We start from the raw sequence: 14,293 nt of genomic DNA, 5'->3' as shown, positions 1-14,293 counted from the left end.
CACTCCCTAAATCCGCAGGGGTCCGCGGGAGCGGGAGGCGCCGTGCCTCGGCTCACTCCGAGGGTTCGGGCAGGGGCTCGGCGTCCGCTAGATCGATCCGGTTGAAGACCTCCCGCATGACCGGGCTGACGGGGTAGGAGGCCACGCGGGCGCTCATGGCCAGCGCGGAGATGGGGAAGGCCAGGGGTACGGCCGGGATCCGGCCCGCGATCTGGGAGCTGATGCTCGCGTAGGCCTCCGAGCGGTCCTCGCCGTCCGGCAGTCCGCGGGCCCGGTTGATCTTGCTGAACAGCTGCGGGTCGTCGTAGCCGAATTCGTCGGTGCGGTTGCCGAAGAGGGCGCCGACGAAGTTGTCGGGGTCCTCGTAGCTCCCGCTCCAGCCGAGGAGGTGGAAGGCCCGGTCGCCGGACGCCTGCACGGTCTCCACGTAGCCGTCGCTCCACTCGACGGGCACGGGCCTGATGTTGAAGCCCGCCTCCGTCAGCTGGCGGCTGAGTTCGGCGTACGCCTTCTCGGGGGAGGGCAGGTAGGCCCGCGAGACGTTCCGGGGGTAGTAGAAGGGGAGTTCACGCCCGTCGTACCCGGACTCCTCCAGCAGCTCCTTGGCGCGGTCCAGGTCGTGCCCGTAGTTCTGCACGGAGTCGTTGCTCACGCCGAGCTTCTCCGGGATGAACTGTCGCGCCGGTTTGGTGCCGTTGAGGAAACGGCCCTCGATGAGGGCGTCCTTGTCCACGGCGTGCGCCACCGCCTGGCGGAAGAGGGCGTCGTCGACCCCCGGGAACGCCTCGTTCATGCCGAGGTACAGCACGGAGTACGGGTCGCGCTGGAGGAACTGGAGCCCGTTGCGGGCCAGGTCGACGGCGCTGTCCACACTGACGAAGTCGTAGCCGTCGATCCGCCCCGATGTGAGGGCCCGCGCCCGGGAGTCGGGGTTGGGGATGGTGGTGAACGCCACCTTCCGGACCTCGCCGCGTTCCCCCCAGTACCCGCCGAAGGCGTCGAGGTCGACGGCGCCGGGCAGCCAGGAGACCAGGCGGAAGGGCCCCGTGCCCACCGGGGCCAGGCCGTACCGGGAGATGGGCGTCCCGTCCCGGCTCTCGCCGAGCTCGTCCGCCGCCCCCGCCTGGAGCGCCGCGGGGGAGGACATCGCGAATGCCGGGGCGGCGAGGGCCGGGATGAGGCCGGTGATCCTCCCCTGCAGCCGCAGGTCCACGGTGTACCGGGACGTCGGGGTGCAGCCCTCGTAGAGGCTGACGTCCGGCCGGTCCGAGAACGCCTTGAACACGTTCTCGAACGGCAGGCGGGAGGTGCCGGCGCGGGTCGTGGCCGGCAGGGTGTACCAGCGGTCGAAGTTCGCGCATACTGCCGCGGCGTCGAAGGGCCGGCCGTCGTGGAAGACGACATCCTCCCGGAGCGTGAACTCGTACGTCCGGCCGTCGTCCTGTTCCTCCCACGCCTCGGCCAGCAGCGGCGTCGGTTCGGACGTCAGGGGATCGACGCCCACGAGGCCCTCGAGGATCTGCTGCGACACACGGTAGGACTCCGTGTCGTTGGCCAGTGCCGGGTCGAGGGTGCGGGGATCGGCCGCCGTGCCGAAGGTGAACGTCGTCGCGTCCGCGGCCGGGGCCGTCGTCGCGGCAGCGGAGGGCTGGGGAGGGGAGACCTCGCCCGCCGTGCAGGAGGCCAGGGCGACCGCCGCTGCGAGGCCGGCCGCCAGGGGCAGTACGCCGCGGCGGACGCGTCCGGGGCGGATGCGGCGCGCGGCAGGGGTCTTCACAGTCAGGGTCTCCGAAGGGCGGTGGATCCCGGTCCCACACGGTCCGGGTTTCTGAGCCTCAAGTCTAGGCGATGGCGCTGCCCGCCCTGCCCGGGAACCGGCGCGGGCCGGAGACGCGAACGGACCCCCTCACGAGGTGAGGGGGTCCGTCCGTTGCCCTGAGCACGTCAGAGGTGTGCGTCAGGGACGCGTTGGGTCCTTAGCCTGCGGGGGGCGTGAGGACACCGTCGACCAGGTAGACCACGGCGTTGGCGGTCTGGACGCCGCCGCAGACGACGTTGGCGTCGTTGACCTTGAGCGCATCGCCGGAGCCGGTGACCTCGAGGGTGGCGCCCTGAGCGGTGGTCTGGGTGGTGCCCTCGAGCTCGGCCGGCTGGATCTTGCCGGGCACGACGTGGTAGGTGAGGATGCTCGAGAGCATCGCCGAGTCGGTCTTCAGGGTCTCGACCGTTGCGGGGTCAAGGGCCTTGAAGGCGTCGTCGACCGGCGCGAAGACCGTGAAGTCACCGCTGTTGAGGGTGTCCACCAGGTTGACGTCGGGGTTCAGTCCGCCCGTCACGGCAGCGGTCAGCTGCGTGAGGATGGGGTTGTTCGAGGCAGCCGTGGTCACCGGGTCGAGGGCCATGCCCTCGACCGAACCGGCGCCGGAGGGGACCTGCTCGGCGTAGCCGGCGCAGCCGGGACCGACGAGGTTCGCGGCGGGGTCCATGGCCGCGTCGGCCGAGGCGGAGGCCGACGGGCTCATGCTGGCCTCCGGCGTCGCCGACTCGCTGGCCATGCTGCTCTCGCTCGCCATGCTGCTCTCACTGGCGGAGCTGCTCGCCGGGGACTCGGACGCTGCCTCGTCGCCGCCGCCGCAGGCCGCCAGGCTCATCATCGAGATGGCCGCGATGCCGAGGATCGAGAGGTTCCTGCGCTTGGTGATTTCCATGAGATGTCCTCCGTACGGGGCGCCCTGGAAGGGCGCCGGTGGTCTGTGGTTTTCGGTGAAACACATCGTGTCGATGTCTCGGAGGTACTTCGGATGCCCCGCAGGGACGGATGGGTGCGATCTTGGAGGGAGGCCGGTCCGGGCACGCAGGAGCCCCGCCGGGACGGGTGCCCGGCGGGGCTCTGGGGTGCTGCTACTACCGGTGCGCAAGAGGGGACTTGAACCCCTACGTCCGAAGACACTGGAACCTAAATCCAGCGCGTCTGCCAATTCCGCCACTCGCGCGCGGCGGCCCGAGGGCCGTGTCGTCTCCTCCACTGTATCGCCGATGGAGGGCTCGATCGCTGCCCTCCATCGGCGGTTACGGGCGCCTAGCGGTCGATGCCGAGATCCCGCCGCAGCTTCGCGACATGACCGGTGGCCCGGACGTTGTACTGCGCGAGTGCGACCCTGCCCTCGGCGTCGACCACGACCGTCGACCGGATGAGGCCCTCGTAGGTCCGGCCGTAGTTCTTCTTCTCGCCCCAGGCGCCGTACGCCTCCGCGACGGCGTGGTCCTCGTCCGACAGCAGGGGGAACGTCAGCGACTCCTGCTCCGAGAACGCGGCCAGCTTGCCCACCGGATCCGGGGAGATACCGAGCACGCGGTACCCGGCCGCACCGAGCGAGGCCAGGTTGTCCCGGAAGTCGCACGCCTCGGTGGTGCATCCGGGTGTGGCGGCCGCCGGATAGAAGTACACGACGATGTCCCCGCCCCTGAGTGAGGAGAGCGACACCTGGTTGCCTTCGGCATCCGAAAGCGTGAAGTCGGGGGCACGATCACCGGCGGCGAGTCGTTGCGTCATGCATACTCCTGGGGTTCGGCGGGGGCGTGCCGACGGACGTCCGAAGAGCGGGCCGGCCTCCTGCGGGGACCGTCGGCGCCGGTCGGCACCATGCGGCCGGCCGGCCTAGCTATCATAGGGTGAGATCCGGCGCCGGAGATGGCACCGGATCTGCGAGCGAGAGGAAGTGCACGGTCTATGCCCGATCTGGAGCAATGGCCCACGGGCCGCCTGCTGACCACGGCGGCGCGTCTCGTCGAGCATGCCTGGAACGAGCGGCTGGTCGGTATCGGCGTGACCCACGCAGGCGTCATCGCCCTCGGGGTCCTCGCGGACCAGGGAGCCATGACCCAGGCGGGTCTCGCCCAGATCGTCAGGGTGCAGGCGCAGACGATGGGCAAGACCCTCTCACGCCTCGAGGCACGCGGGCACGTGACGCGCGTGCGGAACGACCTCGACCGGCGCTCGCACACCGTGTCCATCTCCGCGGAGGGGCGCCAGGTCCTCGACGCGGCGGCGGACATCGAACGCACCCTCGTGGCCGGCGGCGGGCTCGTGTCGGAGGAGTTGCGCAACCACCTGCAGCGCGTCATCCGGGAACTCGGCGCACCCCGCTGGAACTGGACGGCGGGAGGTGCCGGCGCGCAGGAGGGCGTGGCACTCGAGGGTCCGGGTGCCGGGGGCCCGGCAGCGACCCTGCTGACCTGACCCCTTCCGAGCCGGAGCTGATCTCCGCGCCCCTTGCCGTCCGGCAAGGGGCTTTTTTGCGTTCCCGACCGCGACCGGCGCCGAGGAGTTCTTGTACCCGCCCCGCCCCGAGAAGGGAAGACTCCCCGCGAAAGCGACTGCCCGGAAGAAAGGGCTTGCGTACTAAGCAGACTGATGTTTTGTTGAGAAGCGTGAGTGTCCAACGCCTGACGGAGAACAGCATGTCCATCACCGCCGCCCCGCAGTCCGCGACCGACGGCGACGAGCCGGGCCCTGCGTACCCCGGGCGCCCGCTCAAGGCGGCCCTGCAGGACGACATCGCCCTGCGGCACATGGACATCGCCGAATCGGTGGCGCGCTCCTTCGCGTTCTCGGGGCCGGAGGCCTCGGACATCCGCCAGGTGGCGTACCTCGGGCTCATCAAGGCGGTGCAGCGCTTCAACCCCGGACGGGGCGTGCCGTTCGCGTCCTTCGCCGTGCCGACGATCACCGGCGAGATCAAGCGCTACCTCAGGGACTCCTGCTGGGTGGTCCGACCTCCCCGCGACATCCAGGACCTCCGCACCGAGATCGCCCGCGCCGCTCCCGCCATGGCGCAGCGCCTCGGACGCGACGCGACCGCCCGCGAGCTGGGACTGGAGCTCGGCTGGCCGGAGAGCAAGATCCTCGAGGCGCAGGCCTCCTCCTCGAGCCTGCGGCCGGACTCGCTCGACGCACCTTTCGAGGGTCGTAGCTGGGCCGACACGCTCGCCACCGATTCGAACGGCATGGACCGCAGCGACGACATGATCTCCCTGCGCGGCGCGGTCAACGAGCTCGACGCCGGCGAGAAGGAGCTCCTCTACCGCCGCTACTTCATGGAGCAGACCCAGCAGGGCATCGGCGACGAGCTCGGGATGTCGCAGATGCAGGTCTCGCGGACCCTCGCGCGCATCCTGGTCAAACTGCAGAAGCGGCTCCTCGGAGCGCCCGCCGCACCGGACCGGCGCACTGCGCGGGCCGGCATCGCCTGAGGCCACGAGGTACAGGTGCCGCCGGTCAGGAGATGCCGTGGTCGGCGGCTGCCGCCAGCACCTGCTCCACCGTCACGGCCATCAGGGCAGGATCCGGGGTGGGTGAGAACGTCTCGCCGACCCGGAGCGATTCGTCCGTGAGCACGGTGTGCGGACCGGGGGGCGGACCCCACTCGGACGCGGGGGCCGGCCCGAACAGCACCACGGACGGCCGCGCGTAGGCCGAGGCGAGATGGGCGGCGCCCGTGTCGGCGGAGATGACCAGGGACGCGCCGGAGATCAGGCCCGCGAACCGGTCCAGCGCCAGGTGTCCCGCCGCGACGGACTCCTCGGGCAGGCCGGCGGCGTCGGCGACGGCGAGCGCCCGCGGACGCTCCTTCGCGCTGCCCGTGAACAGTACCTGGTGCCCGGCCGCGGCCAGCGTGCGCGCCACCTCGGCGAAGCGCTCCACGGGCCAGAGCCGGCTCCCGTAGGCGGCCCCCACATGGATGACCACGGCGTCGGGTGCCGGGCTCCCGCCGTCGGGCACGCGGAGGCGGCAGTCGAGCGGGTCCGCGGGGATGCCGTGCCAGGAGACGAGCGAGGCCCAGCGTTCGCGTTCGAGGATGCCGTCCCGCCACTCGGGTCCGTCCCAGCCGGGGGAGCGGTGGCCCATCCGCCGTCTGGCGCCGATCTCCTCGAGGCGTCCCCGGCTCTCGCCCCCGCTGCCGTGCAGGTTGACGGCGAGGTCGATCCGCCCGTGCTCGATGGGCAGGGGATCGTCGAGCCCGTGCGTGGGCAGCAGGTCGTCGATGGCGTCGGTCAGGCCGACGACGGGCCGGAGCCACTCCTGCGCGGCGTAGAGGATGCGGTGCTCCGGGAACGCGCGGCGCAATCCCTTGAGCGCGGGCACCGCGACGAGGAGGTCGCCGAGCTTCAGGGCGCGGAGGGCCAGGATCTCGGGACGTCCGTCGGGTGCCGGCGTCGAGGCGGGGACAAGGATGGATGCGGCGGGCCGGGTGCCCGTGGCGGTGGTGCCCTCGGAAGTCATGCGGATCATCCTGCCAGAGGTTCGGGCGTCGCCCCGCGGCAGGCCTCGCAGGCGCCGAGGAGAAGAAGTTCGGCATGAAGTGTTTAGTACTGCTCCTTCTCGGGCACTAAGCCTGTATGCATACTTCGGCCGGACTCCCGCGGACAGCCCCCCAGGCGGTCCTGTTCGACCGCGACGGGACCATCGTCGTGGACGTCCCGTACAACGGCGACCCCTCCCTCGTGCAACCGATGCCGGGCGCCCGCGAGGTCCTGGACGGCCTCCGTTCCCGCGGGATCCCGCTGGGCGTGGTCACCAACCAGTCGGGCATCGCCCGTGGCTACGTCACGCGGGAACAGGTCGACGCCGTCAACGCCCGCGTCGAGGACCTGCTCGGTCCCTTCGCGGTGTGGGAGGTGTGCCCGCACGGGGCCGACGACGGCTGCGCGTGCCGCAAGCCCGGCCCGGGCATGGTGCTCTCCGCCAGTGCGCGGCTGGGCCTCGACCCCTCGGAGGTCGCGGTGATCGGCGACATCGGGGCGGACATGGGCGCCGCTGCGGCCGCCGGTGCCCGCGGCGTGCTGGTGCCGACGGACATCACGCTCGAGGAGGAGATCCGGGACGCCCCCGCCGTCGCCCGGGACCTCGCGGAGGCCGTCGACACCCTCTGGGCGGGCACCCCGTGAGGCGGCGCGTCCTCGTGGCCCGCCTCGACAGCGCCGGCGACGTCCTGCTGGCCGGGCCGGCCGTCCGCGCCGTCGCCGCCGGTGACCACGGCGACTCCCCGAACGACGTCGTCATGCTGTGCGGCCCGCAGGGTGCCGCCGCGGCCCGCCTGCTGCCGGGCGTCGTCGAGGTGCTCACGTGGTCGGCGCCCTGGATCATCGACCCCGCGCCGGAGCCCACCCCGGAACTCGTGCGCGAGCTGCACGACGCCGTGGTGGCTCTCGGCGTCGACGAGGCGGTCCTGCTGACCTCGTTCCACCAGTCACCCCTGCCTCTCGCCCTGCTGCTCCGGCTCGCGGGTGTCCGCCGGATCGCGGGCGCCTCCGTGGACTACGCCGGCTCGCTCCTGGACGTCCGGCTCAAGCCCGGCGAGGACTTCCCCGAGGACCAGCCCGAGGCGGAGCGCGCGCTCGGCATCGCGGAGGCCGCGGGCTACGCCCTCCCGCCCGACGACGACGGCCGGCTCCAGGTCACCGGCCTCACCGACGCGTCCGGACTCGTGGGCAAGGGGCCGTACGTCGTCGTCCACCCCGGTGCGTCCGTGCCCGCACGCGCCTGGCCGCCGCTCCACCACGCCGCCGCCGTCGAACTCCTCACCGCGGCCGGGTTCCGCGTCGTCGTCACGGGCGGCCCGGGGGAGACCGACCTGACCTCCACCGTCGCGGGGCCGGAGGCCCTCGACCTGGGCGGCCGGACCGACCTCGCGGCCCTCGGCTCCGTGCTCGCGGGAGCCTCGGTGGTGATCACGGGGAACACCGGCCCGGCACACCTCGCCGCGGCGGTGGGGACCCCGGTGGTCTGCCTGTTCTCGCCGGTGGTGCCGGCGATCCGGTGGGCGCCGTACCGCGTCCCCGTCGAACTGCTCGGCGACCAGGACGCCGCGTGCGCGCTCAGCCGGGCGCGGATCTGCCCCGTCCAGGGGCACCCCTGCCTGTCCACCGTCTCGCCCGAGGACGTGGTCGACGCCGTGCTCCGGCTCAGCTCCGGAGTTTCGTCACTCGGCTCACGCCGCAGCATCGGCCGCACCGACGGCCGCAGAACAACGAGGGGAAACCGATGAGGATCCTGTTATGGCACGTCCACGGAGGGTGGACCGACGCCTTCGTCAGGGGAGAGCACACCTACGTGCTGCCCACCACGCCCGACGGCGGGCCCTGGGGACTGGGCCGGGCGGGCCGCGACTGGCCCGCATCCGTCATCGAGGTGGCACCCCACGACCTCGCCGACGCCGGCATCGACGTGGTCGTGCTGCAGCGCGTCGAGGAGATCGCGGAGTGTGAGCGCCTCCTCGGCCGCTCTCCGGGACGGGACCTCCCGGCGGTCTTCCTCGAGCACAACACGCCCCGCCGCGACATCGTCGGCACGGTGCACCCCCTGGCGGAACGTACGGACATCCCGGTGGTGCACGTGACGCACTTCAACGAGCTCTTCTGGGACAACGGCGTCGCGAGGACCACGGTGATCGAGCACGGCATCGTCGACCCCGGCTACCTTTACACGGGGGAACTCGAGCAGCTCGCGGCCATCATCAACGAGCCGGTCCGGCGCGGCCGGATCACCGGCACGGACCTGCTCCCGCGCTTCGCGGGAGTCGCCCCGCTCGAGGTCTTCGGCATGGGGACGGACCGGCTCGCCGACGCCCTGGACCTCGGCCCGGGGGAGCTGCGGATCGGCGGCGACCTCCCGATGGCACGCCTGCACGCGCGGCTCGGGCGCTCACGGGCCTACGTGCACCCGCTCCGGTGGACCTCCCTCGGACTCTCCCTCCTCGAGGCGATGCACGTGGGACTGCCCGTGCTGGCGCTCGCGACGACGGAGGCCGCCCGCGCCGTGCCACCCGAGGCCGGTGCGGTCTCGACGAGCATCGACGACCTCGTCCGGATGGCCGCACGCCTCATCGAGGACCCGGACGAGGCACGGACCCGGGGACTCGTCGCACGGGAAGCGGCACTCGCACGGTACGGACTCGCCCGGTTCCTCGCGGACTGGGACGACGTCCTGGGGCAGGTGCCCCAGCGGTACCGGGTCCTGGCCGCAACAGAAAGGAAAGCGCTGTGAGGATCTCGATGGTGTCGGAACACGCCAGCCCGCTCGCGGCGCTGGGCGGCGTCGATGCAGGCGGGCAGAACGTCCACGTGGCCGAGCTGTCCCTCGCGCTGGCGCGGCGCGGCCACGACGTCACGGTGTACACACGCCGGGACGACGCCGCCCTGCCCGACCGGGTGCGGACGCACCCGCGGCTGGAGGTCGTGCACGTCACGGCCGGCCCGGCCCGGAGCGTCCCCAAGGACATGCTGCTGCCCTACATGAGCGAACTGGCCGAGGGCATCGTCGAGGACTGGGGTGAGGACGCACCGGACATCGTCCACGGGCATTTCTGGATGTCGGGTATCGCTGCGCTCGACGCCGCCCGCCAGTCCCGCAGCGCCGGCCGCCCCGTGCAGGTGGTCCAGACGTTCCACGCGCTCGGCACGGTCAAGCGCCGCCACCAGGGCGGGGACGACACCAGCCCGTCCGAGCGGCTCATGCTCGAGGCGATGGTGGGCCGCAGCGCCGACCGGATCGTCGCGACCTGCTCCGACGAGGTCTTCGAGCTGAAGGCGATGGGTGTGCCCGGCAGCCGCGTGTCGATCGCCCCGTGCGGCGTGGACCTCGAGCTGTTCAGCCCGCAGGGTCCAGTCGAGGAGCGCGGCCGCGCCCACCGGATCGTCAGTGTGGGACGACTCGTGCCGCGCAAGGGCATGGACCTCGTCATCCGTGCGATGGCCGACCTCTCGGCCCGCGGACGCGACGACGTCGAGCTCGTCATCGTGGGCGGCTCCGGCAATTCGGCGAGCCTCGAGGAGGATCCCGAGGCGCAGCGGCTCACCGCGCTCGCGGACGCCCTGGGCGTCGGCGACCGCGTGGTGCTGCGGGGCCAGGTCTCGCGGGCGGAGATGCCGGCGGTCCTGCGGAGCGCCGACGCCGTGGTCTGCGCGCCATGGTACGAACCGTTCGGGATCGTGCCGCTCGAGGCGATGGCCTGCGGCGTCCCCGTGATCGCCGCCGCCGTGGGCGGCCTCGTCGACACCGTGGTGCACGGCAAGACCGGCCTCCACGTCCCGCCGCAGGACCCGGCTGCCATCGCGGCGGCCGTCGACGACGTGGTGTCCGACCCCGGCTGGGCCGGAGAGCTCGGCGCCAACGGCTACCGCCGCGTGAAGGCCCGCTACTCGTGGAGCCGGATCGCCGCCGACACGGAGAAGGCATACCAGACGGCCCTGGGCGCGGCAGCGCCCGCACAACCGGCCACAGCGCGGCGGAGCGCCGCGCGTCGACTCGAAAGCACGGGAGGCAGGGCACTGTGACCACTCATCTCACCGACGTCAGCACCGTCAGTACCGTCAGCACCGACGCCACGACCGGCAGGGCCGCGGATCCCGCGGCGCCCGTCCGCACCCCGCACACCGCAGGCGCGCAGGGGAGCCCTGCGCACCCCGACGCGGAGTCCCGCCGCATCGTGACCGACCACCTGCGGTCCGTCGCGCCCGCCATCGAGTCCCTCCTGCAGAACGTCGGCACCCTCGCCGGCTGGGGCGTCGAGATGGCGGACCGGCTGATGGCGGGCCGGCGGCTCCTGGCCGCCGGCAACGGCGGATCCGCCGCCGAGGCCCAGCACCTCACCGCCGAGCTCGTGGGCCGGTTCGACGGCGAACGCGAGCCGTTCTCCGCGATCGCCCTCCACGCGGAGACCTCCGCCGTCACGGCGATCGCCAACGACTACGGGTTCGACCACATGTTCGCCCGCCAGGTGACCGCGCACGGGCGCCCGGGCGACATCCTGCTGCTGCTGAGCACGAGCGGCAAGAGCCCCAACCTGCTCCACGCGGTCGACGCCGCCCGTGCGGCCGGCGTCACCACGTGGGCGCTCACCGCTGCAGGGCCGAACCCGCTGACCGAGCGGGTGGACGACTTCGTGGCCATCGACGCGCAGTCCGCCAATGCGCAGGAGGGCCACCTGATCGCCCTCCACGCGATCTGCCGGGCCTTCGACGCCGAGGTGCGCCGCCGCCGCCAGGAGGAGCAGCGATGAGGATCGTGGTGGTCGGGGACGTCCTGCTCGACACGGACCTCTCGGGCGATGCAGGCCGCCTGTCACCGGACGCGCCCGTGCCGGTCGTCGACGTCGACGCCGTACGGCGCCGCGCCGGCGGTGCGGGGCTCGTGGCGCGCATGCTCGAGGCCGACGGCCACGAGGCGGTCCTCGTCACGGTGCTCGGCGAGGACGACGCCGCGGCGCTGCTGCGCGCCGAACTCGACGGCATCACCGTGGTCGCGGGCCCCTCCGGCGCCCCGACCCCCGTCAAGACCCGCGTGCGGGCGTCCGGCCAGCCGGTCGTGCGCTTCGACGAGGGCTGCGCGACGCCCCCTGCCCCGGCCTGCACGGAGGACATGCTGGCGGCGCTCGAGGGCGCCGACGCCATCGTCGCCGCGGACTACGGGCGCGGGCTCCTCGCCGACGAGGCACTGCGGACACGGCTCGAAGCACTCGCCGGGACCACCCCGGTGGTCTGGGACCCGCACCCGGCGGGCGCGCAGCCCGTCCCCGGTGTCGCCGCGGTGACACCCAACATCGGCGAGGCCCTCCGGTTCGCGGACCTGCAGGGGTCGGACACGCGTGCCGCCGCGGCCGCCGCCGACGTCCTCCTCGGCGCGTGGCGCAGCCGTGCCGTGCTCGTCACCATGGGGGAGCACGGGGCGCTCGTCGCCGCGGCGGGCCTCCTGCCGCAGGTGGTCCCCGCTCCGAGGGTCGACGCAACGGACCCCTGCGGCGCGGGCGACCGGTTCGCCTCCGCGCTCGCCGTCGGCCTCGCCGCGGGCGAGCCCATCGACGTGGCGGCCCAGCAGGCCACCGAGGCCGCCGCGCGGTTCCTCGGCTCGGGGGGCGTGAGCGCGATGGGCCGTCGGCAGGAAGCGCCGCAGCAGCTGCCCGTCGACGGGATCGACGCCCTCGACGTCGCACGGCGTACACGGGAGGCCGGCGGCACGGTCGTCGCGACGGGCGGATGCTTCGACCTCCTCCACGCGGGGCACGCCCGCACGCTCGCGGCCGCCCGGCAGCTCGGTGACTGCCTGATCGTCCTCCTCAACTCGGACGAGTCCGTCCGGGGGCTGAAGGGCGAGAACCGGCCCATCATCAAGCAGGAGGACCGGGCCGAACTGCTTTCCGCCCTCGAGTGCGTGGACGCCGTGCTCGTCTTCGGCGAATCGACGCCGGAGAACGCGATCTCCCGTCTCCAGCCCGACATCTGGGTCAAGGGCGGCGACTACGCGGCCGAGGACCTGCCCGAGGCCGCCCTCGTGAGCAGCTGGGGCGGCAGGACGGTCACCGTCCCCTACATCCCGGCCCGCTCCACCACGAAACTTGCAGCCGCGCTCGCCCGAGTCGGCTGACGCGCTGCACAGACGCCCTCGGCCCGATCCAGCCGGCCGGGAGCAACGCTACGAAAGGAACAGCATGACCGAGAACACGACAGCAAGCCCGGCAGGCAACGGCTTCAACCCGGGACGCGTCCTGGTGACCGGCGGGGGCTCGGGCCTCGGCGCGGCCATCGTGCAGGGCGTCCTCGCCGCCGGCGGCACCCCCGTGGTGCTCGACCGCGACATCAGCCGCGTGACCGGCGTCAAGGCGTTCGAGGTCGACGTGGCCGACCGCGAGGCCGTCGAGGCGGCCGTCCGGGAGGCCGCGGAGACGATGGACGGCCTCGACGCCGTCGTCACCGCCGCCGGCATCGACCGCTGCGGGGCGCTCGACACCGTCCCCGCGGACCAGTGGGAGAAGGTCATCGGCGTGAACCTGATGGGCACCGCGTCGACCGCCCGCGCGGCCCTTCCGTACCTCAAGCAGACGCACGGGCGCGTGGTCACGATCGCGTCCACGCTCGGCATCAAGGCCGTCGGCGACGCGACCGCCTACTGCGCCTCGAAGTTCGGTGTCATGGGCTTCTCGCAGGCACTGGCCGCCGAGACCGCGGGACAGATCGGCGTCACCACGATCATCCCCGGCGGCATGAAGACCCGGTTCTTCGACGACCGCGACGAGCAGTACAAGCCGCAGGACGACTCACGCCTGAACGACCCGGAGCGGGTCGCCGAGGCGATCCTGTTCGCGCTCTCGCAGCCCAAGAGCTGCGAGATCCGCGAGATGGTCATCGCCCACGCAGAAGAAGGCTCGTGGCCCTGAGTTCGGCCACGTCCGCGTAGACGGCGTCGGGCTGGACGGTCGCAACGAACGAGTCGTCGTGCTCGCAGCGTTCGGCCGTCCAGCCCACCTGCGTGACGTCCACCCCGCACACGGGGCACTGCGTCACCCAGGAGAAGTGCACGCGATGCAGGGTCCGCCCCATGGCGCCCGCGTTGATCACGTTGCCGATCCAGTAGACGCCGACGGTGGGGGTCCCGACGGCCTGCGCCAGGTGCCGGGGGCCGCTGTCGTTGCCGACCATCACGGCGCTGCGGGCCAGGACTCCCGCCAGCTCGCCGAGGCTCAGCTGGCCGGCGAGCGAGCGGACGTCCGCCGTCGGATCGGCCTCGAGCGCCAGGCGCACGATCTCCTCGGCCGCCGGGACGTCCGTCGGGTCCCCGACGACCACCACCTCGCAGCCGTCCGCCGCGGCGCGCACCGCGACCTCCGCGAACGACGACGACGGCCACCTCCTGCGCGGATCCGTGGCCCCCGGATGCAGGGCGACGACGGCGCCCCCGCCCGTGAGCTCGGCGGCCCGGGCGATCTCCGCGCCGGTGACCTCCACCCGCGGTTCGAGGTCCACCGGTACCGCACCGGCCAGGCCGACCACCTCCAGGGCCCGGAACACCTCGTGCTGGTAGTACACGTAGGGGATGGTCCGCTCCAGCGCCGCGGCGTCGGGCGTGCGCGTGCCGATGGTGTGCCGGGCACCGAGCCGCAGGAGGAACGGGTTGGAGTTGCGGCCGCCGCCGTGCAGCTGCACGGCGAGGTCGAACGTCCCGTGGACGGCGGCGAAGAACGCCTCGACGGCCTGCGGATCCTCGTCGCCGGGACGGACGCCGGGGGAGACGGGCAGCTCCAGGACCGCCGACACCGGGCCGGGCCTGCCCTCGAGCAGCGCGGCGTGCCCGGGCATGCCGAGGAGGGTGATCGCGGCCTCCGGGTAGCGGTTCTTCAACGCCGCGACGGCGGGCAGGGCGAACATGAGATCGCCGAGGCCGCCGCCGCGCAGGACGGCGATGCTCCGGACGCCCTCGAACGGCATCAGCACCGGACCCACCGACCTCGCCGCGTCCTGC

Annotated in this window: 14 protein-coding genes and 1 tRNA gene; 9 read left to right on the top strand and 6 right to left on the bottom strand. The window is 72.8% G+C overall.

The annotated features are described in order from the left end of the window. Positions 1-52 precede the first annotated feature (52 nt). The 4 genes from V6S67_RS11265 to bcp form a co-directional block, all read right to left on the bottom strand. Positions 53-1,777, bottom strand: coding sequence for an ABC transporter substrate-binding protein (locus tag V6S67_RS11265; protein WP_334210330.1), 1,725 nt, complete (start codon positions 1,775-1,777; stop codon positions 53-55). Positions 1,778-1,976: 199 nt separating this feature from the next. Beyond that, the gene (locus V6S67_RS11260) at positions 1,977-2,708 is read right to left on the bottom strand and encodes a fasciclin domain-containing protein (protein WP_334210329.1); all 732 of its coding nucleotides are present in this window, start codon (positions 2,706-2,708) and stop codon (positions 1,977-1,979) included. A 203-nt stretch (positions 2,709-2,911) separates the two neighbouring features. Further along, positions 2,912-2,993, bottom strand: a tRNA-Leu gene (locus V6S67_RS11255). 86 nt (positions 2,994-3,079) lie between these two features. Then, positions 3,080-3,553, bottom strand: coding sequence for a thioredoxin-dependent thiol peroxidase (bcp, locus tag V6S67_RS11250; protein WP_334210328.1), 474 nt, complete (start codon positions 3,551-3,553; stop codon positions 3,080-3,082). Positions 3,554-3,730: 177 nt separating this feature from the next. Between bcp and V6S67_RS11245 the strand changes: the two genes are divergently transcribed. Next, the gene (locus V6S67_RS11245; protein ID WP_334210327.1) at positions 3,731-4,240 is read left to right on the top strand and encodes a MarR family winged helix-turn-helix transcriptional regulator; all 510 of its coding nucleotides are present in this window, start codon (positions 3,731-3,733) and stop codon (positions 4,238-4,240) included. Positions 4,241-4,461: 221 nt separating this feature from the next. Next, a complete protein-coding gene (locus V6S67_RS11240; protein WP_334210326.1) occupies positions 4,462-5,253 on the top strand; it encodes a sigma-70 family RNA polymerase sigma factor in 792 nt (263 codons plus the stop codon). 25 nt (positions 5,254-5,278) lie between these two features. Here V6S67_RS11240 and V6S67_RS11235 read toward each other — a convergent pair whose 3' ends face one another. Beyond that, a complete protein-coding gene (locus V6S67_RS11235) occupies positions 5,279-6,283 on the bottom strand; it encodes a glycosyltransferase family 9 protein (RefSeq protein WP_334210325.1) in 1,005 nt (334 codons plus the stop codon). Positions 6,284-6,399: 116 nt separating this feature from the next. On the opposite strand from V6S67_RS11235, the gene V6S67_RS11230 reads away from it, so the two are divergent. The 7 genes from V6S67_RS11230 (at position 6,400) to V6S67_RS11200 (ending at position 13,211) form a co-directional block, all read left to right on the top strand. Next, on the top strand, positions 6,400-6,948 hold the full coding sequence (locus tag V6S67_RS11230; protein ID WP_334210324.1) for a D-glycero-alpha-D-manno-heptose-1,7-bisphosphate 7-phosphatase: 549 nt from the start codon (positions 6,400-6,402) through the stop codon (positions 6,946-6,948). Continuing rightward, on the top strand, positions 6,945-8,048 hold the full coding sequence (locus V6S67_RS11225; protein WP_334210323.1) for a glycosyltransferase family 9 protein: 1,104 nt from the start codon (positions 6,945-6,947) through the stop codon (positions 8,046-8,048). The genes V6S67_RS11230 and V6S67_RS11225 overlap by 4 nt, the downstream gene beginning before the upstream one ends. Next, positions 8,045-9,046 carry a glycosyltransferase gene (locus V6S67_RS11220; RefSeq protein WP_334210322.1) on the top strand — a complete coding sequence of 334 codons (1,002 nt, stop codon included), beginning with the start codon at positions 8,045-8,047 and terminating at the stop codon, positions 9,044-9,046. Before V6S67_RS11225 ends, V6S67_RS11220 begins: the two co-directional genes overlap by 4 nt. Further along, positions 9,043-10,335 (top strand): glycosyltransferase, encoded by a 1,293-nt coding sequence (locus tag V6S67_RS11215; protein ID WP_334210321.1) that lies wholly within the window; start codon positions 9,043-9,045, stop codon positions 10,333-10,335. Before V6S67_RS11220 ends, V6S67_RS11215 begins: the two co-directional genes overlap by 4 nt. Continuing rightward, the gene (locus V6S67_RS11210; protein WP_442884778.1) at positions 10,332-11,060 is read left to right on the top strand and encodes a D-sedoheptulose-7-phosphate isomerase; all 729 of its coding nucleotides are present in this window, start codon (positions 10,332-10,334) and stop codon (positions 11,058-11,060) included. Before V6S67_RS11215 ends, V6S67_RS11210 begins: the two co-directional genes overlap by 4 nt. Continuing rightward, a complete protein-coding gene (locus tag V6S67_RS11205) occupies positions 11,057-12,421 on the top strand; it encodes a PfkB family carbohydrate kinase (RefSeq protein ID WP_334210320.1) in 1,365 nt (454 codons plus the stop codon). Before V6S67_RS11210 ends, V6S67_RS11205 begins: the two co-directional genes overlap by 4 nt. A gap of 64 nt (positions 12,422-12,485) precedes the next feature. Beyond that, positions 12,486-13,211: an SDR family oxidoreductase gene (locus tag V6S67_RS11200; RefSeq protein ID WP_334210319.1), complete on the top strand. Its 726-nt coding sequence runs from the start codon at positions 12,486-12,488 to the stop codon at positions 13,209-13,211. On the opposite strand, the gene V6S67_RS11195 is transcribed toward V6S67_RS11200, so the two are convergent. After that, complete coding sequence (locus tag V6S67_RS11195) at positions 13,177-14,259, bottom strand: glycosyltransferase family 9 protein (protein WP_334211580.1); 1,083 nt, start codon at positions 14,257-14,259, stop codon at positions 13,177-13,179. The genes V6S67_RS11200 and V6S67_RS11195 overlap by 35 nt on opposite strands. Positions 14,260-14,293: the final 34 nt, after the last annotated feature.

The sequence above is a fragment of the Arthrobacter sp. Soc17.1.1.1 genome, assembly GCF_036867195.1.
Taxonomy (GTDB): Bacteria; Actinomycetota; Actinomycetes; order Actinomycetales; family Micrococcaceae; genus Arthrobacter_D.
This window is presented reverse-complemented; position numbering and strand designations above follow the sequence as displayed.

Bases quoted from the DNA above. Each gene is read 5' to 3' on its own strand.
- V6S67_RS11220 (WP_334210322.1), top strand. From the start codon at position 8,045: ATGAGGATCCTGTTATGGCACGTCCACGGAGGGTGGACCGACGCCTTC.
- V6S67_RS11260 (WP_334210329.1), bottom strand. From the start codon at position 2,708: ATGGAAATCACCAAGCGCAGGAACCTCTCGATCCTCGGCATCGCGGCC.
- V6S67_RS11230 (WP_334210324.1), top strand. From the start codon at position 6,400: ATGCATACTTCGGCCGGACTCCCGCGGACAGCCCCCCAGGCGGTCCTG.
- V6S67_RS11200 (WP_334210319.1), top strand. From the start codon at position 12,486: ATGACCGAGAACACGACAGCAAGCCCGGCAGGCAACGGCTTCAACCCG.
- bcp (WP_334210328.1), bottom strand. From the start codon at position 3,553: ATGACGCAACGACTCGCCGCCGGTGATCGTGCCCCCGACTTCACGCTT.
- V6S67_RS11235 (WP_334210325.1), bottom strand. From the start codon at position 6,283: ATGACTTCCGAGGGCACCACCGCCACGGGCACCCGGCCCGCCGCATCC.
- V6S67_RS11240 (WP_334210326.1), top strand. From the start codon at position 4,462: ATGTCCATCACCGCCGCCCCGCAGTCCGCGACCGACGGCGACGAGCCG.
- V6S67_RS11245 (WP_334210327.1), top strand. From the start codon at position 3,731: ATGCCCGATCTGGAGCAATGGCCCACGGGCCGCCTGCTGACCACGGCG.
- V6S67_RS11195 (WP_334211580.1), bottom strand. From the start codon at position 14,259: ATGCCGTTCGAGGGCGTCCGGAGCATCGCCGTCCTGCGCGGCGGCGGC.
- V6S67_RS11205 (WP_334210320.1), top strand. From the start codon at position 11,057: ATGAGGATCGTGGTGGTCGGGGACGTCCTGCTCGACACGGACCTCTCG.